Consider the following 24,005-nt stretch of genomic DNA (forward strand, 5'->3'; position numbering starts at 1 on the left):
GATCGTGGCGTACTGCTTCATCGTCGAGAACTTCGCCATCTTCGAGGAAGACCAGCCGGTGATGGATGCCCTCAACAAGCAGCGCGGTTACACGGAGGCGTTACACGCGTAGTTCCAGGACCTTGTTGCCAAAGGAGGCGGAAAGTTGATTTCCGCCTCCTTTTTTGTTAGTATGTAAACGGCTTCAGGCACCTTAAAACTTTGGCTATGCTGTGAAGGGAGATGAGTCAGTGCAGGACGAACCGCAATTCGCCCCCCCGAACATGATCCCTCTCTACAACGATCTCATCCTGCTGGAAGTCCCTCAGGAGACGGTGAACGTTGAGCCGCTGACCGAAGAGCAAAAGCAGATGTGGGAATCCGGCGTGCCGCTTGTGGCTGTCGCGCCGCCGAAGCTGGACAGCGACGCCGTCTTCGCCATGCTGGAAAAAGTCAAGGACATCCTCAAGAAGCACCAGCCCGAGCGCACGGCGGAGATAGAAAAGACGTGGGCGGCGCTGCCTGCCGGTCCCAAGGACCGCCAGATCTTCGTAAGCGGCCTCGTAGGCCGGGAAGGCAACGTGGTCGAGAACATGCTGAGGGGCGGCGAGGTTGCGGAGGATATCCTGGCTTTTCTTCTGAACCAGGCTCTCAAGCCCTTTGTCATGACTTACGCCGAAAAAGCTATGGCGGAAGTGAATGAAGACCTCTGGGGCAAAGGTTACTGTCCGGCGTGTGGTTCGCTGCCCAACTTCGCCCGGCTCTCGAAAGCTGTCGGCCGCCGCTCCCTTTACTGTTCGCTGTGCGAAACCGAGTGGCCCTACAAAAGGATCGGGTGCCCCTTCTGCGGTACTTCCGAGCCGGACAAGCTCCAGTACTTTACTGTCGATGACGACGGCCGTTACCGGGTGTACGTCTGCGAGAACTGTAGGGGTTACATCAAGACCATCGACGAGAGCAAGGCGGCGGAGAAGGAAAAGATTTACCTGTTCCTGGAGGATGTCAAGACGATCCACCTTGACGTCCTGGCGATGCGCGAAGGGTATGCCAACAAGGCTATAGGGGCCGTATAGGTGGTCGGTCGTCAGTCATCGTCAGGCAATTAAGAAGAGAAACGACGGGAAAGCAAAAAGCCACGGGCTCTTTAGCTCCGTGGCTTTTCCCATCAAATCAAACCTAGATGTTGTAGACGACGTTCGGATCGGGGATTTTGACGCCGTTGGCCTTTAGGACTTCAACGGCCTTGTCGACGTTCTCCACCTTGAGCAGGACCAGAGCTTTGCCTGACGAATTTGAGACAAACGCGTACAGGTATTCCACGTTAATCTGATTCCGGTCAAGCAGTTTGAGGACTTCCGCTAGTCCGCCCGGCCGGTCTTCGATCGCGACGGCGATGACCTCGGTCGTGCTGACGGTAAAGCCTGCTTCCTTCAGCACCTGGTAGGCCCGCGAGGGCTCGTTGACGATCAGCCGCAGAATACCGAAGTCCGAGGTGTCGGCGATCGAAAGGGCACGGATGTTGATCCCCGCTTCAGCCAGAATGCCGGTCACCGCGGCCAGTCGCCCGGACTTGTTTTCGAGGAAAACGGAAATCTGGTTCACCCACATTCTTGAATGTCCTCCTTTCACCACCTGCGTTATGGTTTGAGGCCTCAGTCTTTGTAAACATCCCGCCGGTCAACCACCCGCTTGGCTTTGCCTTGGCTTCTTTCAATGGTTTTGGGCTCAACCAGCTTGACCTTCACCGAGATGCCCAGCACGCTTTCGATGGCGGCCTTGAACTTCGTTTCCAGCTCTTCAAGCCGCCTGACCTCGTCGGCGAAGAACTTTTCCGAGACTTCGACCCAGATCTCCAGGTAGTCCAGCGGGCCCCTCCTGTCCACAACCAACAGGTAGTGCGGTTCGGCCTGGCCGATGTCGAGCAGGGCGCTTTCCACCTGGGAAGGAAAGACGTTGACGCCGCGGATGATGAGCATGTCGTCGGTCCGACCCATGATGCGTGACATCCGGACGTGCGTCCTGCCGCAGGGGCACGGCTCGTCATGCAGGACGGTGATGTCCCGCGTGCGATAACGGATAAGGGGAAACCCTTCCTTGGTCAGGGTGGTGATGACGAGCTCGCCCTTTTCCCCATAGGGCAGGGGCTCGCCGGTTTCAGGGTTGATAACCTCCGGCAGGAAGTGGTCGTCGAAGATGTGCAGCCCGTCCTTGTACGGGCATTCCATGGCCACCCCGGGTCCCATGATCTCGCTTAAACCATAAATGTCCATAGCGCTGATGTTTAGTTTTTGCTCGATTTCCTTGCGCAGCCCTTCGGACCACGGCTCCGCGCCGAAGATCCCCGCTCTTAGCCGCAGCCGGGCACGGTCGACGCCGAGCTCTTCGATGACCTCGGCGAGATGCAGCGCGTACGAAGGAGTACAGGCGACAGCAGTCACCCCGAAGTCATCCATCAGCATGACCTGCCTTTTAGTGTTGCCGACCGACATCGGGATGACCGTGGCCCCTAGTTTTTCGGCACCGTAATGGACGCCGAGCCCTCCGGTGAACAGCCCGTAGCCGTAGGCCACCTGGAGGACGTCGTCCCGGCGCAGTCCCGCGCAGACCAGCGAGCGGGCGCAGACCTCGGACCAGGTCTCGATGTCGCGGCGCGTGTAACCGACGACGGTCGGTTTGCCGGTCGTCCCCGAGGAAGCGTGCACGCGGACGATGTCTTTCAGCAACACCGCGAAAAGCCCGAAGGGATAGGTGTTGCGCAGGTCGGCCTTGGTAGTGAAGGGCAGCTTCGTTAAGTCGTCGAGCGACTTGATCTCGCCAGGGCGCAGGCCCTGCGCCCTGATGGAGCGCTGGTAAAAGGGCACGGTTTCGTACACCCGCCTGACAAGCTCCTGCAGGCGCGCCAACTGAAGCTTGCGCCTCTCCTCAACCGGCATGCACTCGCTTTCCTGGTTCCAGTAATGCACTTCTTCAAACCTCCTCATCGCTCTCAACTGTCTCCTCTTCTGCGGTCAATAACCCGCCTGGTCTTGCCCATCGTTCGTTCAAGAGACTTGTACTCGACGAGCTTGACGCGCGGGGTCAGGTTCAGAATAGCCTGCAAGCCGGCCTGGATCTTGGCCTCCAGGGCTTCCAGGTCGCGGTACTTGCCGGTGAAGTAATCGGCAGCCAGCTCGACCTGGACCTCGAACTCGTCAAGGTAGCCCTTCCGGTCGACAACGATCAGGTACTGCGGCCCGACGCCCTGAATCTCGCTCAAGACCTCCTCCACCTGGGACGGGAAGACGTTGACGCCGCGGATGATGAGCATATCGTCGGTCCGGCCACTGACACGTTTCATCCGGACGGTCGTCCGCCCGCACCGGCAGGTTGAGGGGTCTAGGCTGGTAATGTCACGCGTGCGGTACCTGATAAGCGGCAGCCCTTCTTTGGTCAGGGTGGTGATCACCAACTCCCCGGTTTCCCCCGGCGGCAGTTGCTCGCCGGTTTCCGGGTCGATGATTTCGGCGAGGAAGTGATCCTCGGAAATGTGCAGGCCGCACTGAAAAGGGCATTCACCCGCCACGCCCGGTCCGATCAATTCGCTCATGCCGTAGTTGTCCGTCGCCTTCATGCCCCAGCGCTGCTCCAGTTCCGCGCGCATGGCCTCCGACCATGGCTCGGCCCCGAACAGGCCCAGCCGCACGCCGAGCTGCCGCGGGTTAAGGCCCAGTTCTTCGATCTGCTCGGCCATGTAAAGCGCGTAGGAAGGCGTGCCTACCAGGGCGGTCGTGTGAAAGTCCTGCATCAGCCTGATCTGCCGCTGCGTGTTTCCGGCCGAGGCCGGGAGAACGGTGGCGCCGGCGCGTTCCAGCCCGTAGTGCAGGCCGAAGCCCCCGGTGAACATCCCGTAGCTGAAACAGATTTGCACGACGTCGCGCGCAGTGACCCCGGCCTGGGTGACGATACGGGCGACGAGGTCGGCCCAAGTCTTGAGGTCTTTTTTCGTGTACCCGACGACGGTCGGTTTGCCGGTCGTGCCCGAGGATGCGTGAATGCGGACGATGCGTTCCGGAGGGACGGCGAACAAACCGTAAGGATAGTTTTCCCTCAGATCGTCTTTCGTTGTAAACGGGAGCAACTGGAGGTCTTCGAGCGACTTGATGGAGGGCTTCAGGCCCCGCTCCTGAAACAGCTTGCGGTAGAAAGGAACCTTGTTGTAGACGCGTCTAACCACCGCCTTCAGCCGTTCCAACTGCAACCGCTGCATGTCCTCCCTGGCCAGGGTTTCCATCCGGTCCCAGATCAACAACATCACTCCAACGGCATATAACTGCTGTAACGCGGATGTAAAGAAGATGTCTTTGATACTTCGCAGGTGTTTCAGAAAATTCCTGCAAAGTGAGAGGTGAGAAGTATCTCTCACTTCTGTTCCGGGGCCAGGAGATATGCGAAGTCGCGCCTGCTCAGGTGTCCCGTAACACGAAGGCGTTTGAGGGCCAGCGGCCGCTCTTCATCCATTGTTACCCTGCCTTGGTCGCAGGTGAAGGACAGGGTGTAACCGGCCTCCGCTACCAAGGCTTCGACCGCCGGATTGTAGTCCCCGTAAGGGTAGCAGAAGTAGCGGACCTCGTGACCCAGCCCCTTTTCGAGGACGCGCTTCGCCTCGACAATTTCGTGGCGCGCCTGGTCGGTGCTGATTTGCGTCAGGTGAGGGTGGGTGAGCGTGTGGGAGCCGATGGTGATCCCCGCGCGCTCCATGGCGCGGATTTCCTCCCAGCTCATCATGGCGTTGGGCGGTTGTGATTCAGCATCAAAGAAATTGGTCTTCCCGATCGCCCCGGCTACAACGAAAACGGTGCCCTGCATGCCGAGCTCCTCAAGCACCGGCAGGGCATAGAGATAATTATCACGGTAACCGTCGTCGAAAGTGATCAGGATGGGTCGTGCCGGCAAAGGCGCGCCTTCGTAGAGCGCTCTTTCAAGGTCGCGCGGGGAGATGGCCGTGAAGCCCCGGCCGGCGAGGTAGTTCATCTGCCAGGCAAACTCGCGGGGGTGTACCCTCAACCCGTAGCCGCCGGCCTTTCGGTCGGGACTCACCTTATGGTACATCAGGACGGGGACTCCCTGATCCAAAGGCGCCGGCAGGGGTTCCAGCCACCACCAGACCCGGGCGACGGCCAGGCCGATGAACAGGGCCAGGAGCCCCAACAAGAGGGGAAACAGGACTTTGCGGCGCTCGGGAACAGGTATTCCCACCGCTGGGCGCATTGGCCGACCCTCCTTTGATATCGCCGGATGATTCGACACAAAACGGGGCATCTCCTACCCGGGCGGCCGGCAAAGAGGGTTAAAAACGTGATTTTTCACTGGCAGCGGCGGGGAAAGGAGCTAGGTCAGCCAAAAGGTCCGAAATAGATATTGTCATATTGGTCATGGGTACTGTACTATTTTAAATATTCCGTCTATTTGGCGGTGAGGGTGAGGAGGCCGTTAGCGTGCAGGATGTGGTGATTATCGGCGCCGGTCCGGCCGGGTTGGCCGCCGGCATTTATGCCGCCCGCGCCGGGCTGGTGACGCTCGTGCTCGAGCGGGCCGTTCCCGGAGGCAAGGTGCGGATCACCGAGCGGATAGATAACTACCCCGGATTTGCCTACGGCATTGACGGGCCGGAGTTGATTACCCAGATGAAGGCGCAAGCCGAACGATTTGGCGTCGCCATTCGCCGCCTGAACGTCGCCGGGGTGAAAAAAGCCCAGGACGCCGGCGGCTTTGCGCTCGTCACGCCCGAGGGGGAACTGTTGACCCGCACGGTGATCATTGCCACCGGAACCGGTCCCAGGCCCCTCGACGTGCCGGGGGAAGAGCGTTTGAACGGACGTGGCGTTTCCTATTGCGCGATCTGTGACGCGGAAGAATTTCTCGACAAAGAGATCGCGGTGGTCGGCGGTGGCGATTCGGCGATCAAGGAGGCCATGTACCTGGCACGGTTTGCGCGCAAAGTCAATGTCATCCACCGCCGCGCCGAACTTCGCGCCTCCCAGGTTCTCCAGGAACAGGCATTCGCCAACGAGCGGGTGTCCTTCATCTGGAATTCGGTGGTGGTCGAGGTGCGCGGCGAAGACTGGGTTGAGGCCATAGTCCTGAAGAACGTGGAAAACGGGACCCTGACCTCCCATCCCGTTGAGGGATTGGTTGTCTTTGCCGGCAATCTGCCTCATACCAAGATCCTGGAGGGACTCGTGGAACTGGATCGCATGGGGTTTATCAAAACCGACGAGCAGATGCGCACCAGCGTTCCCGGGATTTTCGCGGCGGGGGACGTCCGCAGCAAACCCTTGCGGGACATTGTAACGGCTGTCGCCGACGGGGCGACTGCGGCGCTGAGCGCCCAAAAATACATCATCCTGCAGAGGCAGACCAAAGCATCATAAAATCATATCCCGACTCTCACTACGACTTTCTAAGCTTGTCCAACAGCAAACAGCTAACGTCTAACAACGGCTGGCGGAGCCAGCTCTGCCGCTAAGTGGGTGATTTCCCCCGTTTAGCCTCGCCATCTAGCTGTTTACCGTTGTTTCATTTCCCTCCCTTTAGGCTCCTGTATATAATTCCTATAAGATATTTTTGAATTGTCTAAAAATTTGAGGGGGAGAGATCAGCAAGTGGTTGTCAGGAAAGAGACCACTATCGATACCCTGTTACACGAGAACCGTATCTTCCACCCGGACGAAAGCTTCACCGCCCAGGCCAACATTAAAGACCGTGAGATTTACAGCCGGGCCAGGGCCAATCCGGAAGCTTACTGGGCCGAGCAGGCGGAGCACCTAGACTGGTTCGAGCGATGGGACAAAGTGCTGGAGTGGAACCCACCGTTCGCCAAGTGGTTTGTCAACGGCAGGCTGAACGTCTGCCACAACTGCGTCGACCGGCACATCTACACCTGGCGCAAGAATAAGGCGGCGATTATTTTCGAAGGCGAACCGGGCGACAGCAGGGTTCTGACCTACTGGGACCTTTACCGGGAGGTCAACCGCTTTGCCGCGGTGCTCAAGCAGCTGGGCGTGGAGAAGGGCGACCGGGTGGCCATTTACCTGCCGATGATCCCGGAACTGGCCGTTGCCATGCTGGCCTGCGCGCGCATCGGCGCCCCCCACAGCATTGTTTTCGGCGGCTTCAGCGCCGAGTCGCTCAGAGACCGCATCGACGACGCCCAGGCCAAGCTGGTGATCACCGCTGACGGCGGTTGGCGCCGGGGCAAGATCGTCCAGTTGAAAAAGAACGTCGATACGGCCGTGGAGCAAACGCCGTCTGTAGAGAAGGTTCTGGTTATCAGGCGCACCGGGAACGAAATCAACATGCAGGACGGCAGGGACGTCTGGTTTGATGATGTTGTTAAGGACGCTCCGGAGACCTGTCCCTGCGAGGCTCTCGACAGCGAGCACATGCTGTTCATCCTTTACACCAGCGGTACGACCGGAAAGCCCAAGGGCGTCGTCCACACGACGGGCGGGTACCTTGTGGGCGCGTCGACGACGCACCGCATGGTCTTCGACATCAAGGACGAGGACGTATACTGGTGCACCGCCGATATCGGGTGGGTCACGGGCCACAGCTACGTGGTTTACGGGCCGCTCTGCAACGGGGCAACCACGGTGATTTATGAAGGTGCCCCCGACTGGCCGGATCAGGGCCGTTTCTGGGCGATCATCGAGAAATACGGCGTGAATATTTTCTACACCGCTCCTACGGCGATCCGGGCCTTTATGAAGTGGGGCGAGGAGTGGCCGGCCAAGTACGACCTGTCGTCCTTGCGGCTCCTGGGTTCGGTTGGAGAGCCGATCAACCCCGAGGCATGGATCTGGTATCACAAGTACATCGGCGGTGAAAAATGCCCCATCGTCGACACCTGGTGGCAGACCGAAACCGGGGCGATCATGATCAGCCCGTTGCCCGGCCTGACGCCTCTTAAACCAGGCTCGGCGACCATCCCCCTCCCGGGTATCGACGTCGATGTCGTAGACAAGAACGGAAACCCGGTAATGCTGGGGAAGGGCGGTTTCCTGGTCATCAAGAAGCCATGGCCATCGATGCTGCGGACGATCTACGGTGACGACCAGAGATACGTAGACACTTACTGGAGCAAGATACCGGGACAGTGTGTTTACTTCGCCGGTGACGGCGCCCGCCGGGACTATCACAACTATTACTGGATCCTCGGCCGGGTTGACGACGTCATCAACGTCGCCGGGCACCGGTTGAGCACGATGGAGATCGAAAGCGCGCTGGTGGATCATCCTTACGTCGCCGAATCGGCGGCGATTGGCAAGAGCCACGACCTTAAGGGCCAGGCCGTATCGGTCTTCGTCACGCTTAAAGCCCATGCCTGGCAGGAGGTCAAAGAAGGGAAGAAGACCGAAATCCAGAACGAGCTCAAGGCGCACGTCGTTAAGAAGATCGGGGCTATCGCCCGTCCGGACGACGTATTCTTCACCGCCGAGCTCCCCAAAACCAGGTCGGGCAAGATCATGCGCCGCCTGCTGCGCGACATAGCGGAAGGGCGCGCGCTCGGCGACACCAGCACGCTCGCCGACCCCGCCGTGGTTGCCGAGTTGAAGAAGAAATACGAGCACAAGGAATCTTAATAGCGCTGGGCTCTGAGCATTGAGAACTCTAAGGGTTTGGCTAAGGAGAATCCCTGGATGGCTGCCTAGAAGCTTAACCCTCTTAGTCGAATTCCCAATGCTCAATGCCCACAGTTGAGAATTGTCCTGGGTGAGAGAGAGGCCCAGGGAAAATTCCCCGGGATGCGCGGCGGTAGTGGTTGCCCCCGCGCTGTCTGAACCACAAAGGGCGGTCGTCCTGTGCGCAAGGACGTCCCCGAACTTTCGTGGTTTTCTTTTGACCTTATTCTAATCTGAATGCTGAGAGCCGAGTACGGCTGGTGCAGCCAGCCTGATAGGAGGTGGGTGAATGCTCGAGCCGGGAAAGGAAGGCCGGGTCGAAATCACGGTAACGCCGAATGATACGGCGTTAGCCTATGGAAGCGGGGAAGTCGACGTCCTCAGCACGCCGCGCATGGTGGCGCTTATGGAACAGGCTGCGGTGAACTGCGTCCGGGATGCTCTGCCTGAAGGGATGACATCCGTCGGGATCAGCCTCGATATCAAGCACCTCGCGGCCACGCCTCCGGGAATGAGAGCCGAGGCCACAGCCAGGCTGGTTGAGGTGAATGACCGGCGCCTGGTGTTTGAGGTCGAAGCCCGCGACGAGCGGGACCTTATCGGGAGGGGGCGCCATGAGCGCTTCATCGTCGATGCCCGCCGTTTCCTGGAGAAGGCCCGGGCAAAACGCGGGACACCGGGGAGTATATAAAAGTATACAGTATTAATGCAAAATTCGGCCGGCGGGTTGAAGGAAGCTTGGCGGAAAACGCAAATAGCTCGTTAACTGGAGAATGAAAGGGGTACCGAGAATGGCCTGGATGGCGGGGAACGTCCTGAGGAATGTTTTGTCTAGGCCGGCGACCCGGCCTTACCCGCAACAGCCGCGGGAGGTATATCCGGGGGTGCGGGGGAGGCTGGCTTTCATTCCCGAGAAATGCGAATTCTGCGGGGAATGCGAGAGGGTTTGCCCGTCGAACGCTATCGTGCTTGACACTATATGGGAGAAAAGCGGCGACCGCATCGAGACGGTCTGGGTCCGCATCTACAAACCGATGCTTTGTGTTTTCTGCAACAGGTGCGTGGAAGAGTGTGCTTACGCCGCTATCTTGTCGGAGGAAGGGCACCTGGCGCCGCGCTATGTCAAGGACGAAGAGTACGGTCGTGTCGACTGCTGGTAAGCGATAACAGTGTCCGATATCGGGAACGCCGGATAATACCGGCGTTTATATTTTTTTGTTTATAGTCGACAAGGAAAACGCCGTTGACGCAATGAATAATGAATATCAAGTAAATATGCCAAGGGATATCGCAGGATATCGCCGTGATTGGGTGGAAGAATATCTTCAGGCACTGGCCGGGGGTGGAATACTTGCGACCGCATCCGTTTCTCGATGAAGTACGCAGCTCTTTAGCGTCCCTGGGAATCAGCGGCGAGATCGAAGACTGCGAATTTTTGCCGCCGTTTATCCACCCGGTGCTGGTCCTGGAGTGTGCCTGGGGCGCCCAAGACAAAAAGGCTGTAGTTGACATGGCCGTAACGGCCGAACTCATTCACCGGGTATCCGTCTGGCACGGCAACGTTGAAGAACAGCTCGGGAAAGGGACGTCCAGGACGATCCTGACCGGCGACCTTGCCCTGGCGCACGCCTTCAGGCTTTTAGCCCGGCACTATCGTTACGGGGGGCTGCCCCTGATGGCGGGGGCGATCGCCGCCATCGCCGAGGGTTGCGTCAGCGAGCAGAAAGCAAGGTTCAACGCCAGCGAATCCGTGCAGAACTACATCGCCCGCCGCGGGAAAACAACCGCTTACCTTATGGCGGCCTGCTGCCGCCTTGGGGGGCAACTGGCGGAGCGGAGCCCGGCTGTTCTCAGCGGGCTTTGGAAAGCGGGGTACGCCCTGGGGCTCGGCCTGGCCTCGGCGGCCGACGTCAGCAGCTGGATGGTTGAGAACCTGATCAAGCAGGTTCACCCCTTGCTGCGCGGCTTCGTCGGCTTGCCGGAGATCTACCTCCTGGGCCAAGGACAGCAGGAGTTTGCCAGGATGCTGGCCAAGGGGTCTTTGCAGCCGCGGGACCTTCCCCTTATCTCCCAGGTTCTCCAACAGACCGGCGCGCTCGACAAAGCCAGGCGTTTTGCCGCTTATCATCTCGTCCAGGGCAAGGAGTTGCTCAAGGGCTTCTCGTCACCCGCCTTCCAGGAGTCGGAAACGCCGCTCCTCAAGGGTGTCAACGAAATGATCTGCGATTTGCACTAACCAAGCCTTAATCCCCTATGCCCAAATGCTCAGTAGTCGGTACTTGATGGGATTCGCTGCGCGAATCCCTGCTATCCCCGTGACTGATGACCGCTTACCAGCGACCAATGAATTCTGCGTTTTATTCTTTTCCCCCGACAGCCCTCCTCCTTAAGATTTGAACTTTCTTGTTCCCCGATCCCCCGGTTTCAAAAAGATGGACAACGCGCAAGGTTACCACTTTTTGCATAGGTTGGTGCAGCAGGCCATGCAAAACCGGTGGGAGGCGATTAATCTTGCGGTTACCGTCTTTTCAAGTACTGGAAATAAAGTCGTGGGCGTCGGAGACCATACCGTATGGCGTTAAAATGATCGGCGCCGAGCTTGAATGGAAAGAGACCAAGGGCAAGGGAATCAAGGTAGCGGTGCTGGATACCGGAAAACCCAACCATCCCGACTTGCGGATCGTCGACGCGGCCGATTTTAGCGGCACAGGTCTTGATGATTATGAAGGCCACAGCACCCACTGCTGCGGGGTCGTGGCGGCAAACGGCCGCATCAAAGGCGTCGCCCCGGAGGCCGACTTATATACGGCCAAGGTCCTGGGCAACGACGGTTCGGGCGCTCTGGAAAACGTAGTCCAGGGCATTTACTGGTGTGTCGAAAAGGGTGTCGACATCATCAATATGTCCCTGGGGTCGAACTTCGACGACCCCCAACTGCATAGGGCCGTAAAAGACGCTTACGATGCCGGTATCGTAGTTATCGCCGCGGCCGGCAACGAGGGCCCGGCCGGGGTTAACTACCCCGCCGCCTACAGGGAAGCAATTGCCGTGACCGCCGTCGACATCAATAAACACGCGCCCGACTTTTCGGCTGTGGGGCCGGAAACCGAGGTTGCCGCTGCGGGGGTGGAGATCTACTCCACCTATTTACACGGCGGCTACGCTAAACTTTCCGGGACAAGTATGGCCTGCCCCCATATCGCCGGAGCCGTGGCGATCCTTCAGGCCAAAGCGTTGATCCGGTTCGGGCGCAAATTGAGCCCTGAAGAGGTCAGGCTGGTCCTCAACGTCTATGCCGAAGACGTAGGCAAATTCGCCCGCGACCCGATTTACGGTTACGGGATCTTCAGCTTCGGCCGCATTTGGGGCCCGGACAGGTCTCTGCCGGAGATCGTCATCAACTGGAAGAACGGTGACTAGTTGTCTAACGTATATGGTTTGATGACGGGGGGAACAGCGGTCGGAAACGCTGTTCTCCCTTCTTTAGATCTGTTTTAGCCGGCGCAGGGCCTGGCAGGTATCGTGCAGAATCCTGGCGCCCGGGCCGGCTGCGCGCAGAAGGTCGCCGGCCAGGGAGTTCAATCCCTGGGCGTGGACCTTCGGGTCGGAAAGATAGAGAGCCGGAAGGCCTTTAACCACCATGCGGTGAAACCAGGGACGGGACAGAGACGCTGTTTCGGCTAAGGCGCGCTGCATAAAGAAAAGCAGCCTTTTTTGCCGGGTGTCGGGATCAGGATAGTAGGAGACGAAATTGAGGTCTCCGCCGAGCCGGTCTTCCTCCTGGTCGATGTAGTAATCCAGGAGGATGTGCAGACCGCAGATCCACGGGAAATAGGCCTTGAGGATCTTCTCGATTTCGTTGTCTTCCAGCCGGGGGTCGGCCGCTGCGGCAAAGAGGGCGAACATGGCCAGGGTGGAGCCGGTCGCCGCCGCAAATTCCCACCAGTACAGATCGGGGTAGAGCGGGCGGTGGCGTGCGAACCATTCTGAAAGCAAGGGTACCCGCAGTTCCGGTTCGGTATGCTTGAACACCTGGAGGTCGGAGTAAAGACCGGCGAGACGGGTGACCTCCGGTTGGACAAGGCTGTACGACGGGAGCAGGGCCACGATCGCACGGCACTCCTCCACCAGGGCGCGCAGGTACCCGCCATCGTCGCTCAAAGGATAATCGGCATAAAAGTCGGGGATCTCCTGTTCGGGGTTGACGGCGCAGGTCATGGCCCGGTGCAGGGTCCGGAAGGCCCGGGCATCCAAGCACCCCGCACGGTCGCAGAGGTTGTCGAGGTAGTCGCTGATGGTCTGTAAGGCGACAATAAGGCGCAGCACGCCGCGCCGGTAGCGCCCCGCGTTCAGGGCAAAAACGCTGCCCCCCTGGCAGTGAAAGCGTTTGTGCCGCATGCTCAGTTCGGCCTGCTTGGCTAATTCGCGCTCTTTGCAGTGAACGAGGACGGTCCGCCAGCGCCTGAGCTGGCCGTTAACGTCCGGCAGGACCACGGCGATCAGGCGGCCGAGGGTTGTAATTTGGCGCGGCAGGTGGCCGGTAAAACGTACGGTCATGTAACCTCCGTGTCGATAAAGAATCCGAACCGGTAATTCTCCCTGCGTTTTTTAGTGTTTGTACCGTGCGTCGCGGTGATGCGCTTGCCCGGCTAAGACCGGGGTACTCAGGGAAAGATAAAGGCCAGAAATGTCGAGGAGGGCGGCAATGTTCCATGAACTTGCGGCTATCGGGCCGGCGCTTTCCGCGATAGCCACAACCACCCTGGCGCTGTTCACCTTTTTTACAGTCCGCGCGTCGCGGGCCATGGCCCGGGAGATGTTGGAAAGCCGCCTGGCCCAGTTTCGCCCCCTGTTGTATCCGGTGCTCAAAAACGACAGCGGGAAGGCGGCGGTCAATCTGCGCAACGTGGGACCAGGCCCGGCGATGGACATCGATATTGTCCTTACCGGTAATTTTGACCAAATGTTCCATATTCCCTTCCTGGCAGCCGGAGAAAAAATAGATTTGCCGCTGCCGGGCCTGGAGTTCAAAGAGGGGGGCCGGGTCAAGCTCCGGATCAGCTATAAGGACATCTTTACAAACCAGGTTTGCGTTAGGACGTGGTACAATTTAACCCCGGTGGATAACGATTATATTATTCCCTACGAAACGAAAATGGACGGGGGGGCTGTTTACGTGCGCGGGTTCTTCAGCCGCCTCAAGAAAAACGGGACGGCTTTGGGAAAATGATGGCGCCGGCAGATACAGTCAACAAATTCAGGTGTAAGAAAAGGAATCTCTCTCAGGTTGCCTAATCATGGCATCAAATCCACGACGGGAGGTAGACAGGCAGTGAAAGATATAAAAGGGACGAAGACCGAAGCCAACCTCAAGGAAGCCTTCGCCGGCGAATCCCAAGCCCGCAACAAGTACACCTACTGGGCCAAGGTCGCCAAGCAGGAAGGTTACGAGCAGATTGCCGCCATCTTTCTGGAGACGGCGGAGCATGAGCGCGCTCACGCCAAAACGCTTTTCAAGTATCTGGGCGGCATCAAGGATACCGTGAGCAACCTTGAAGCCGCCGTTGGCGGCGAGCACTACGAATGGACGGACATGTACAAAAGGTTTGCCGCCGAGGCCCGCGCCGAGGGCTTCGACGAGATTGCCGGCGTTTTCGAAAGCATAGCCCGTTCAGAGGCCTTTCACGAAAAGCGTTATCAGGCCCTCCTGGAAAGCATTAAAAAAGACCGTGTCTTCAAGAGCGACCGGGAGATCGAGTGGAAATGCCGGAACTGCGGTTATATCCATAAGGGAAGCGAAGCCCCCGACGCCTGCCCCGCCTGCGCGCATCCGAAAGCCTACTTCGAAAGACTCTGCGAAGATTACTAGCACTGAGCATTGAGCACTGTGAATAGCGCTGGGCACTGGGATCCAGTCGGGATTAGGTTTTCACCGCCACAACCCAAATAATGGAATTCCCGAACGGGAATTCCTTCGAGTCCGAATGCCGAATGCCAGAGGTGACTGTTGAGGCTCTGGTAGTTAATCATAAAGTCGGTGACATTAGGATGAAAAGCAAATATTACCTTGTTTGAGAAGGGGTGGGTTTGTTGGGTTTTGAGCCAGTGCTGGTTAAGCTGCCTGCGCAGACGGTGGCCTACAGGACGCGGTCGGGAACGTTTGAGAAGATCCCCGAGGTGGCCGCCGAGGTTTTCTTGTGGATGAAAGAAAACGGCCACACTCCCGGCGGACCTCCGGTGGGGGTGTTTCACTCAAGCCCGTTCGGCGTCCCGCCGGAGCGCCAGAAGTGGGAACTGCAGATACCGCTGAAGAACAACTTCCCGATGGAGCTGCCGGAGACCGAAACGACGCCGGGGGTGAAACGCCTGCCGGAACGGAAAGCCATCGTCCAGTTGCATTCGGGAATCATCGAAGACTACGCCGCGGTTTACCAGAGGATGTTCGCCTACGTGGCGAAAGGGGGGTACAGGCTTGCCGGTCCCCCGGAGGAGGTCTATCACAGCCCGATGGACGCTCCGCCTGAACAAATGAAAATAGAGATCCGCTTCCCGGTCATCAAACGCTGAAAACCGTTTTGCAAATCCTAACACCGCTGTTAACATCACTAAAAGAATAGCCGCTAGATAGCGGCTATTCTTTTTAGGACTTATGTTCTCCCAAAGTTGAGTTGCGGGGTGGAAGGAAGTCCGGGGGTTGGCATAGAAGGCTAAAAAGAATAAAGCTGGACCCCGAGGGAAAAACCGGGGGTTGCTTTGAAAGGAGAGAGGCTTAGTGTTGAGAAGGGTAAGCGTGGTTTTCCTCACCCTGGTTCTTGTCCTGGGTGTGGCTGCCTGCGCTTGGGCCGCGGGACCCAAGATCGTTCTGGACGGAGCGGAGTTGTGGTCCGACGTCGCCCCGTTTGAGACCGGGGGACGCACCATGGTTCCCCTCCGCGTGGTCGGCGAAAGCCTATTCGCCACCGTGGGTTGGGACCCTGCCGCCAAGAAGGTTACCGTGGTGCAGGACGGGAAGACCGTCGTGCTGATGCTGGGCAGCAAACAGGCGCTGGTGAACGGGGAAGCGCGTCTTCTCGATGCGCCGGCGACAACCCGCAACGGCCGGGTTTTCGTGCCCCTGCGCTTTGTGTCCGAAACCCTGGGCTGTAAAGTGGAGTACAGTCCCGGGGTGGTCAGCGTCGTTTCTCCCGACGACGGCTCAAAAGCTTATCTTATGGATGTAATTAATGCATATAGAAGTGTCAAAACCGTCAAAATTCAAGGGAATTATAAAGAGGTTCTCAAAGAAAAGAGTATTGATAGAACTCAAACATATGATGACAGTGTTAGTTTATCCGGTTGGTATGATGTTCCTAACAAGGCTTCTTATTTGATGGTCGGTAATATTGAGGTATATTCTACGGGAAATAAGGTCTATGTTCGGGAAGGAAGTCAGCCTTGGTTATTAGCCATATCAACAGAAGATCCTTTAAGTGATCCGAATCTCATATCGACAGATGATCTTAAAGACATTTTCTGTCGTTTTCTCCCGGATGAGAACATTAACGAGAAGCAATGCAAAGTGATTATCCATAAAAACATTGGTCAAAGAATCTCTCAAAATTTGGAACATTTATACAATAGTGACCTGCAATTACTCTTTCAGGGTATGGACCACGATACTGGAGGAGACGTAAATTTTAGTCTGTGGAAGACTCGGAGGGCATTTGTAAAGACTTATGTCGATCCTGATACAAAACTGTATGTTAAACGCATAATGATTTACGATCAGGTAAGCAGTGATTTGCTCCTTGGTGCCGAATTTGAGAGGTATGTAGAACTTGTTATTGATTATAGTGATTACAACGGCCAGGTTACTCCCCCCGACGTTTCCGGCGCCGTCGCTAAGACCGGCGGTCAGTAGTCGGTAGTCGGCAGTAAGAAGTTAGCTGTTAGCCGTTGCAAGCGGGATATCAGGTTAAAGAGCGGGGATGCGTATGGGCGTATCCCTGCTTTTTGTGTTCGCCGGGCGGACGTCCAACTTTCGCTTCCTCCCGTGTTCTGAGTGTCTATAGCATGCCTTGGCCGCGCAATTCTCATTAATCGGGATAACAAGGGGCCTCAAGAGCGCATTATAAGTAGACGGAATATAGAGAATCGGGAGGTGCGCTTTATGTTGTGGCGGCATGGCATAAACCTGCTTCTCGGCGCCTGGCTGATAGCGGCGCCCTTTACCCTGGGCACGGCGGGAACCGCCAGGACCAACGAAATCGTGCTGGGGGTTGCGGTGCTCGTTTTGACGGTTATGGCAGTCCGCGTCAAGGAGATGTGGGTGAATTGGCTCTTGACGGCCGCCGGCGTCTGGCTGATCGTCGCGCCGTTCGTTTTCGGCTACACCGGGGTGGGGCGGGCGAATGACGTGTTGATGGGATTTGTCCTGGCCGGCCTCAATTTCTTTACCGTGGTTTTGCCGGAGCGCACGGCCAGACTGAGGTAAATCGGCGGATTCTTGTTTTTTATAAGGCTTTCTGCCCGCCGTTGGGCATGTCGGCGACCGGCAGGTCGTGCCCGTAAGCCTTCTTGCTCGGCTTAAACCTGACGAAAAAAGTGGTTCCCGTCGGGCCGGTGTCCACCGAGATGGTGGCGTTGTGCCTGGCGGCGATGCTGTAACACACCGCCAGCCCCAGGCCGGTGCCGTGCTCCTTGGTGGTTAGGAAAGGGGTTCCGAGTTTTTCCAACAGCTCGGGTTCGATGCCCGTTCCCTCGTCCTGCACCGCCAGGACCACGTCTTTGCCGTCCACAAATGTCTTGATGGTCAGCAGGCCGCCGGGAGCCATCGCTTCCAGCCCGTTTTTGGCCAGGTTCAGAATCATCTGGCGGATCTCCTTTTCGTCGTAGTCGAGGTCGGGGATGTCTCCCAGGTAGGTAACGACGTATTTGTCGTTCGTTACGCCATCCGCTTCGATCAAGGGCAGCAGGGCGTTCACGGTGGAGTTCAGGTTTTGTTTGCTGATCTTCACCACCCTGTTCTTGGCCAGGGAAAGAAACTCCGTGATGATGCTGTTCGCCCTGTCGAGTTCGCTGATCATGAGGTCGATGTGCTTCCGGTACCTGCTGAACTCGTTCTTTTCGCCGAACATCTGCAGGAACCCACGCACGCTGGTCATCGGGTTCCGTATCCCATGAGCGATGTCCCCCGCCATTTCCCCCACGAGGTTTAAACTGTCGAGGCGGGCCATTTCCTTTTCCATTCGCCTGCGGTCGGTGATGTCGCTGGCCACGGTCAGCACGCAGCGATTGCCTTCGAGTTCGAGGATCTCCACTGAAAGCAGCACCGTACGCACCTCGGACGATTTGGCGCGGAGGTGAACTTCCAGGTTCCGAATGGCGCCTTCTTTCCGAAGCATGTTTTTGATCTTGACGTGGTCCCACGGCGCCATTTCGATATTGAGTTCGGCCGGTGTACGGCCGACGGCTTCCCCCCAGCCGTAACCCGTCGCCCGCGTCCAGCTCTCGTTGACCTCTATCAGCCTGCCGTCTTCAAGCGAGGCAATGGTCATCAGGGAGGGACTGGCGCGGAAAGCCTTGTAGAACCGTTCCTCTGAACTGCGCAGGGCCGAGTAGGGATAGATGACCGACCTGGCGATGATTCCCCACAGCACGAAGAGGTAAGAGCCGAGCTTGAAATTGTGGCCCAGGATGTTCCACAACGACGTCACCGTCGTGGAAACGGTAAAACACAGTTCGGCCGCCAAGGCGCAAAGAATGGCGAGGATAATGGCCTGCAGCCCCTTACCTTCCCACTGCTCGCTGTGTCCGATGATCAGAATAAGCGCGATCACGTATGCGACACAGATAACGTATTCCCAGATCAAGTTCAGGAGCGTGGAACCCCGGCCGTCGACAAAAAGCGGGGGCAGATCCGAAAAAGACAGCAGGACAAAAGAGATAAGTGAAAAAGCCCCCAGGGTCAAAAGGAACAGGCGCGTCCTCGATATCCCCGAACGCAATCCCAGAGCTATCCCCAGAAAGACCGCGGCCCCGGCGCTGCGAGCCAGTATCCGGAACCAAGCGTACAGGTCCGGATCAGAATTGAAGTAGTTGTGAACCGGGAAAGAAAGGACGTGCATCAGGTCGAGGAGGGCCACGAGAAGGAAGCCGAAGCCCAGGGAGTTTGTACAAGGCACCCTGTGTTCGTAGGTTATCCAGCTGATGAAAAACACAAAGGCGGCTACCGACAGGCACAGGACTTCCACCAGGGTATGCCACTGCACCGTGTTTTTGGGGAAAACAACAGGCGCCAGGGCCTGGCTTAACGCCCAGTTAACCAGTGCCAACAGGACGAAAATAAGAGCACTGCTCAGGCTGGTCTTGAATAGCGAGTTCGTGCGTTCGTAACTAAACGGGTAAGCATTTGCTCTTAAGTTCATCGTTAGATTCCTTTATCAAAATGCTATTAAAATGTTAACAGTGGTGAATATGCTTGACAACCGTAACAATATGTAACAGTTTGTCGAACGAGATCAAATATTGTTAAAGACTGTCTTTATACTGTCTTTATATGGGAGAAACGGGTAAGATAAGATTTGAGGTGGGTTATGCTGCAGGGAAAAACCGTGTACATCTACACTTTCGGCTGCCAGATGAACGACGCAGACACCGAGATGATGGCGGGGCTCCTGGAAGCGATGGGTTACGAACGCGCCGGGTCGGCCGGGGAAGCCGACGTTATCCTCATCAACACCTGCTGCGTCAGAGAGACGGCCGAGAACAAGGTCTGGGGGCTGCTCGGCGAGCTTAAGACCCTCAAGAAGAAACGTCCCGAAGTAATTATCGGCATCGGCGGCTGCATGCCCCAGCAACCCGGAATGGCTGATGAAATCGCCGGGCGCGCCCCGTACGTCGACCTGGTTTTCGGCACGCACAACCGCCACGAGCTTCCCCGCTTGCTTGAACTGGTTTACAGCAAGGGCAAGCCTCTTTACGAGGTCTGGGACAAGGCGGCCGTGATCCCGGAGGGCCTGCCCGTGCGCAGGGAAAGCCGCTTAAAGGCCTGGGTCCCGATAATGTTCGGCTGCAACAACTACTGCACTTACTGCATCGTTCCTTACGTCCGCGGGCGGGAACGCAGCAGGGAACCAGGGGCCATAGTCACCGAGGTTAGAAACCTGGCTCTCCAGGGTTACCGGGAGGTGACACTCCTGGGACAGAACGTGAACTCCTATGGTAAAGACCTGCCGGAAAAGGTTGACTTTGCGGACCTTCTGAAGATGCTCAACGCGGTGGACAGTTTGTGGCGGATCCGTTATACGACCTCACATCCCCGTGATTTTTCTGATAAACTCATTAAGACGATTGCCAGTTGTGATAAGGTCTGCGAGAACGTTCATCTTCCTGCTCAGGCCGGTTCGAATCGTATCCTGGCCAGGATGAACCGGGGTTACACACGGGAGTATTACCTCGGCCTTGTCGAACGTATCCGTACTACAATTCCCGGCGCCAGCCTGACCACCGATCTTATGGTGGGCTTTCCGGGGGAAACCCAAGAGGATTTCAATGATACCCTTGATCTTGTCAGACGGGTCCGGTACGATCAGGCCTTCACCTTTGTGTACAACCCCCGCTCCGGAACGCCCGCGGCGCGGATGCCAGACCAGGTTTCCGAAGAAGAAAAGAGCAGGCGCATCCAGGAACTGATCGCCGTGCAGAAGGAGATCAGCCTGGCGCGCAACCGTGCCGAAGAGGGACGGATCCACGAGGTCCTGGTGGAGGGGCCGAGCGAAAACAACCCCGCGTTTTTGACGGGGAGAACCAGGACCAACAAAAAGGTTGTCTTCAGCGGCTCGGAGAGCCTGATCGGCACGCTGGCGGACGTCCGTATCGACGAGGGGAAACTGACCTACCTGGCCGGCTCGCTCCTGCCGGCCGGGGGTCGAGAGTGACAGGCCGGCAGGTTATCAGGGCCGGACATTGAATACTTATCGGCAAAAGTTAATGATTGTCACAGATGGCTCGGATTGCCGCCCGGAGACCGGCGGAGCTTAAAAAAGCGCTCCGGGGCGCAGGCCGTAATCCCTGGCCATCAAGATTGGAGGAGGCGTTGGCGTGTCCGTTTTAAGGAAAGCACACGAACTGGCCAAGGAAATGGAAAATTCTCCAACCGTACAAGACTGGCGCGCGGCTGAGAGCCGCTTGCAGGAGGACGAGGCGGCGAACGCGATTCTGCTGGCCTACGAGCGGATTCAACTGCGCGTCGAGGAAGCGCGTTCGGGGGGGCGCGCCCTGTCTCCAGATGAAGAGCGGGAATTGAGAGAAGTTACCGACAGGATGGAGGCCCACCCCACGCTTAGGGAAGTCATGCGGGCGAGAGGGAAACTGAACGATCTTTTGCACACCGTCCAGGAAATCATCCATATCGCGGTCTACGGCAAACCCTCCAAAATCCAGACGTGCAGCCAGGCCGCCGCGCGGCGCGACGGTAACGGTCCGATCGAACTGTAAAGAGCTTGAAGGTATCTTTTCGACACCCTGGAGCGTTAAGCATCCAGGGTTTTCCTTGGGCGGCGGTTCCGTCGATGGTATAATGAGGTAAACCCTTATTGGAGGACTGCTCTTGAGTCTAACCCCCATGATGGAACAGTACCTGCGCACCAAGCAGGAATACGAGGACGCCATCCTCTTTTTCCACCTGGGAGACTTCTACGAGATGTTCTTCGAAGATGCCGAAATCGCCTCGCGGGTTCTCGAAATCACCCTGACCGGACGCGACGGGGGGCCGCTGGGGCGCGTGCCGATGTGCGGCGTTCCCTGCCACGCCGCCAACAGTTACATAGCGCGCCTAGTGGAGAAAGGGTACAAGGTGGCGGTCTGCGAGCAGGTGGAAGATCCCAAGTCGGCCAAGGGGATTGTACACAGGGAAGTCACGCGGGTGGTCACGCCCGGTACCGTCATCGAAGGGCAGTTCCTGGACGACAAGGCCAACAACTACCTCTGCGCTCTGTACCGCGGTGGGGACGCCTGGGCGCTGGCGGCGGCCGACGTCAGTACGGGCGAATTGTTGGTCACCGCCCTTCCCGAAGCGGAAAGCAAAGGCGCGGTGCTGGACGAGCTCTTGCGCCTGGCCCCCAGGGAGATCCTGGTGCCCGAAAGCATGGCCTCCGAGCTCACGGCGCAGGCCCTGCTTTTTCCGGCCGTGATCACTCCGAGGCCGGACAGCGTTTTTGCCTCGGATGCGGCCATGGACGTCATCGAAAGGCAATTCGGGGAAGCCGCCCGCCGGGAACCCTGGGCCCGCCATCCTCTTACGGGCCCGGCTGTCGGCGGGCTTATCGCCTACCTGGCTGAAACGCAGAAGCGGCCCCTCTCCCATATCAGGACGGTCCGCCAGTACGCCACGGGGCAGTATATGGTTCTCGACGCCGCCACGAGACGGAACCTCGAACTGACCAATTCCATCGCCGACGGGAGCAGGAAAGGAACCCTTCTGTCGGTTCTGGACAACACCGAGACGGCGATGGGCGGGAGACTGCTGAAGAACTGGATCGAGCAGCCCCTGCTCGATCCCCGCCGGATCGCCGAACGCCAGGGGGCCCTGGCAGCCATCGCCGATAACGCTTTATTACGGGAGTCTTTACGCGCCTCCCTGCGCAGGATCTATGACCTCGAACGGCTTGCGGCCCGGGTCGCCTACGGTTCGGCCAACGCCCGCGACCTGCTGGCTTTGAAAAACTCCTTGAGCGCCACGGCCGAGCTCAAGGAAATCCTGAAGCAAACAGACGAACCATTTCTAAACGGGCTGGAGCGGTCCCTCGATCCGTGCGCCGACGTCCGCGAACTAATTCAACAGGCTATTGACGAGGACGCTCCTGTGACCATCCGGGACGGCGGGCTGATCAAAGCGGGGTTCGATGCCGAGGTGGACCAGCTCAGGAGCCTGGCGAGGGACGGTAAAGAGTGGCTGTGCTCCTTTGAAGCGCGGGAAAGAGAGCGGACGGGAATCCGCTCGCTCAAGGTGGGCTACAACCGCGTGTTCGGGTACTACATCGAGGTGACCAGGGCCAACCTGGACCTTGTTCCCGAAAGCTATATCCGCCGCCAAACCCTTGCCAACGCCGAGCGGTTCGTCACCCCGGAGCTGAAGGAATACGAGGACAAGATTCTCGGCGCCCAGGACCGCCTTCTAGAGCGCGAGTACCATCTTTTTCTGGATATCAGGGAGCGGGTCAGCAACGAGGTGGGACGTCTGCAGCAGCTCGCGGCCAGTGTCGCCTGCCTGGACGCCCTCAACGCCCTGGCCGTTGCCGCGGTGCGGCACGGTTTCCGCGCCCCGCAGGTGGACGAGGAGGATCGCATCGAGATTAAGGCGGGCCGCCATCCGGTCGTCGAGCAGGCCCTCGGCGCGGGGGCCTTCGTCCCGAACGATGCGCTGCTGAACGCCGAGCAGCGGCTGGTTTTAATCACCGGTCCGAACATGGCGGGGAAGAGTACTTACATGCGCCAGGTGGCCCTGATCGTTTTAATGGCCCAGATCGGGAGCTTCGTGCCGGCGGAGAGCGCGCGGATCGGCGTGGTTGACCGTATTTTCACGCGTATCGGCGCCTCGGACGACCTGGCCGGCGGGGCCAGCACCTTCATGGTGGAAATGCGCGAATGCCGGACGATCGTCAAAAACGCGACCTCGCGCAGCCTGATCATTATGGACGAAGTCGGCCGGGGGACGAGTACCTTTGACGGGATGAGCCTCGCCCGGGCCCTGGTCGAATACATCGCCGAACGCATCGGAGCCAAGACCCTCTTTTCGACGCATTACCACGAGCTGACCGACCTGGAAAGCTTGCCGGGTGTCGTTAACTACACCACGACCGTGGCCGAGGACGGCGAGGGAATCGTTTTCCTGCACAAGGTCGTCCCGGGGAAGTCCAACCGCAGCTACGGGCTGCACGTGGCGCGGCTGGCGGGCCTTCCTGAAGAGATCCTGCAGAGGGCCGCCGCCGTCCTGATCGAGCTGGAGAGCGAAAAGAAGGCAGCGGTTCCCGCGCCCAAACCGCCCGTACAGGTGCTGCAGATGGAGCTGTTCGGCAGCCCGGAAGCCCACAGCGTCCTGGAACAGGTGCGCCGCGCCAACATTATGGGCATGACGCCGCTGGAAGCCATCAACCAGATTTACGGCTGGCAACGGATGCTGCTGAGCGAAAGCGATAAAAAACATACGAAAGTTGGGCGTAAGCCGTAAGAAAATAAATAAGAATTCCCACACGGGAATTCCTTCAAGTCCTATTACCGACTACTTACTGCCTACTTACTGCCGGCCGCCTGGCGGCCTCGGCCCAACGCCTTATCCGTTAAACTATCTCTAAAGCCTTGGTTTACAAGGAGATCCCCGATCTCCTG

21 protein-coding genes are annotated in these 24,005 nt (G+C 58.1%); 15 read left to right on the forward strand and 6 right to left on the reverse strand.

Annotated elements, in window-relative coordinates:
- Nucleotides 1-230 precede the first annotated feature (230 nt).
- Nucleotides 231-1,052: a formate dehydrogenase accessory protein FdhE gene (locus tag ACUM6F_RS11710; RefSeq protein ID WP_445349337.1), complete on the forward strand. Its 822-nt coding sequence runs from the start codon at nucleotides 231-233 to the stop codon at nucleotides 1,050-1,052.
- Between the two features lie 103 nt (nucleotides 1,053-1,155).
- On the opposite strand, the gene ACUM6F_RS11715 is transcribed toward ACUM6F_RS11710, so the two are convergent.
- From ACUM6F_RS11715 to ACUM6F_RS11730, 4 genes are all read right to left on the reverse strand, one after another.
- The gene (locus tag ACUM6F_RS11715; protein ID WP_425621326.1) at nucleotides 1,156-1,587 is read right to left on the reverse strand and encodes an ACT domain-containing protein; all 432 of its coding nucleotides are present in this window, start codon (nucleotides 1,585-1,587) and stop codon (nucleotides 1,156-1,158) included.
- 44 nt (nucleotides 1,588-1,631) lie between these two features.
- On the reverse strand, nucleotides 1,632-2,960 hold the full coding sequence (locus ACUM6F_RS11720; RefSeq protein ID WP_445349338.1) for a phenylacetate--CoA ligase family protein: 1,329 nt from the start codon (nucleotides 2,958-2,960) through the stop codon (nucleotides 1,632-1,634).
- A 5-nt stretch (nucleotides 2,961-2,965) separates the two neighbouring features.
- Nucleotides 2,966-4,270: a phenylacetate--CoA ligase family protein gene (locus ACUM6F_RS11725; protein WP_426377683.1), complete on the reverse strand. Its 1,305-nt coding sequence runs from the start codon at nucleotides 4,268-4,270 to the stop codon at nucleotides 2,966-2,968.
- Between the two features lie 107 nt (nucleotides 4,271-4,377).
- Nucleotides 4,378-5,226, reverse strand: a complete 849-nt coding sequence (locus tag ACUM6F_RS11730) for a polysaccharide deacetylase family protein (RefSeq protein WP_445349339.1) — start codon at nucleotides 5,224-5,226, stop codon at nucleotides 4,378-4,380.
- Between the two features lie 227 nt (nucleotides 5,227-5,453).
- On the opposite strand from ACUM6F_RS11730, the gene trxB reads away from it, so the two are divergent.
- The 6 genes from trxB to ACUM6F_RS11760 all read left to right on the forward strand — a co-directional run bounded on the left by trxB (nucleotide 5,454) and on the right by ACUM6F_RS11760 (nucleotide 12,059).
- Nucleotides 5,454-6,389, forward strand: coding sequence for a thioredoxin-disulfide reductase (gene trxB, locus ACUM6F_RS11735; RefSeq protein WP_445349340.1), 936 nt, complete (start codon nucleotides 5,454-5,456; stop codon nucleotides 6,387-6,389).
- Nucleotides 6,390-6,620: 231 nt separating this feature from the next.
- The gene (gene acs / locus ACUM6F_RS11740) at nucleotides 6,621-8,600 is read left to right on the forward strand and encodes an acetate--CoA ligase (RefSeq protein WP_445349341.1); all 1,980 of its coding nucleotides are present in this window, start codon (nucleotides 6,621-6,623) and stop codon (nucleotides 8,598-8,600) included.
- A gap of 328 nt (nucleotides 8,601-8,928) precedes the next feature.
- On the forward strand, nucleotides 8,929-9,330 hold the full coding sequence (locus tag ACUM6F_RS11745; protein ID WP_445349342.1) for a thioesterase family protein: 402 nt from the start codon (nucleotides 8,929-8,931) through the stop codon (nucleotides 9,328-9,330).
- Between the two features lie 100 nt (nucleotides 9,331-9,430).
- The gene (locus ACUM6F_RS11750; RefSeq protein ID WP_445349343.1) at nucleotides 9,431-9,799 is read left to right on the forward strand and encodes a 4Fe-4S dicluster domain-containing protein; all 369 of its coding nucleotides are present in this window, start codon (nucleotides 9,431-9,433) and stop codon (nucleotides 9,797-9,799) included.
- Nucleotides 9,800-9,942: 143 nt separating this feature from the next.
- Nucleotides 9,943-10,875, forward strand: coding sequence for a polyprenyl synthetase family protein (locus ACUM6F_RS11755; RefSeq protein WP_445349344.1), 933 nt, complete (start codon nucleotides 9,943-9,945; stop codon nucleotides 10,873-10,875).
- Nucleotides 10,876-11,150: 275 nt separating this feature from the next.
- Nucleotides 11,151-12,059, forward strand: a complete 909-nt coding sequence (locus ACUM6F_RS11760; protein WP_445349345.1) for a S8 family peptidase — start codon at nucleotides 11,151-11,153, stop codon at nucleotides 12,057-12,059.
- A 63-nt stretch (nucleotides 12,060-12,122) separates the two neighbouring features.
- Here the strand turns inward: ACUM6F_RS11760 and ACUM6F_RS11765 are convergent, their stop codons facing one another.
- Nucleotides 12,123-13,196: a tetraprenyl-beta-curcumene synthase family protein gene (locus ACUM6F_RS11765; protein ID WP_445349346.1), complete on the reverse strand. Its 1,074-nt coding sequence runs from the start codon at nucleotides 13,194-13,196 to the stop codon at nucleotides 12,123-12,125.
- Between the two features lie 148 nt (nucleotides 13,197-13,344).
- Between ACUM6F_RS11765 and ACUM6F_RS11770 the strand changes: the two genes are divergently transcribed.
- The 5 genes from ACUM6F_RS11770 (at nucleotide 13,345) to ACUM6F_RS11790 (ending at nucleotide 17,112) form a co-directional block, all read left to right on the forward strand.
- Nucleotides 13,345-13,869, forward strand: a complete 525-nt coding sequence (locus ACUM6F_RS11770; RefSeq protein WP_445349347.1) for a hypothetical protein — start codon at nucleotides 13,345-13,347, stop codon at nucleotides 13,867-13,869.
- 102 nt (nucleotides 13,870-13,971) lie between these two features.
- On the forward strand, nucleotides 13,972-14,508 hold the full coding sequence (gene rbr, locus ACUM6F_RS11775; RefSeq protein ID WP_445349348.1) for a rubrerythrin: 537 nt from the start codon (nucleotides 13,972-13,974) through the stop codon (nucleotides 14,506-14,508).
- Nucleotides 14,509-14,729: 221 nt separating this feature from the next.
- Entirely contained in the window at nucleotides 14,730-15,206 is a 477-nt protein-coding gene (locus tag ACUM6F_RS11780) for a GyrI-like domain-containing protein (protein ID WP_445349349.1), read from the forward strand.
- A gap of 205 nt (nucleotides 15,207-15,411) precedes the next feature.
- Complete coding sequence (locus ACUM6F_RS11785; RefSeq protein WP_445349350.1) at nucleotides 15,412-16,539, forward strand: copper amine oxidase N-terminal domain-containing protein; 1,128 nt, start codon at nucleotides 15,412-15,414, stop codon at nucleotides 16,537-16,539.
- Between the two features lie 249 nt (nucleotides 16,540-16,788).
- Nucleotides 16,789-17,112: an SPW repeat domain-containing protein gene (locus ACUM6F_RS11790; RefSeq protein WP_445349351.1), complete on the forward strand. Its 324-nt coding sequence runs from the start codon at nucleotides 16,789-16,791 to the stop codon at nucleotides 17,110-17,112.
- A 19-nt stretch (nucleotides 17,113-17,131) separates the two neighbouring features.
- On the opposite strand, the gene ACUM6F_RS11795 is transcribed toward ACUM6F_RS11790, so the two are convergent.
- Nucleotides 17,132-18,952 carry an MASE3 domain-containing protein gene (locus ACUM6F_RS11795; RefSeq protein ID WP_445349352.1) on the reverse strand — a complete coding sequence of 607 codons (1,821 nt, stop codon included), beginning with the start codon at nucleotides 18,950-18,952 and terminating at the stop codon, nucleotides 17,132-17,134.
- Between the two features lie 261 nt (nucleotides 18,953-19,213).
- Here ACUM6F_RS11795 and miaB point away from each other — a divergent pair, with 261 nt between their 5' ends.
- From miaB to mutS, 3 genes are all read left to right on the forward strand, one after another.
- A complete protein-coding gene (miaB, locus tag ACUM6F_RS11800; protein ID WP_445349353.1) occupies nucleotides 19,214-20,557 on the forward strand; it encodes a tRNA (N6-isopentenyl adenosine(37)-C2)-methylthiotransferase MiaB in 1,344 nt (447 codons plus the stop codon).
- Between the two features lie 163 nt (nucleotides 20,558-20,720).
- Nucleotides 20,721-21,116: a YlbF/YmcA family competence regulator gene (locus tag ACUM6F_RS11805; RefSeq protein ID WP_425621343.1), complete on the forward strand. Its 396-nt coding sequence runs from the start codon at nucleotides 20,721-20,723 to the stop codon at nucleotides 21,114-21,116.
- Between the two features lie 112 nt (nucleotides 21,117-21,228).
- Nucleotides 21,229-23,847 carry a DNA mismatch repair protein MutS gene (mutS, locus tag ACUM6F_RS11810; RefSeq protein WP_445349354.1) on the forward strand — a complete coding sequence of 873 codons (2,619 nt, stop codon included), beginning with the start codon at nucleotides 21,229-21,231 and terminating at the stop codon, nucleotides 23,845-23,847.
- Nucleotides 23,848-24,005 lie beyond the last annotated feature (158 nt).

This window comes from Desulforudis sp. DRI-14 (genome assembly GCF_052618305.1).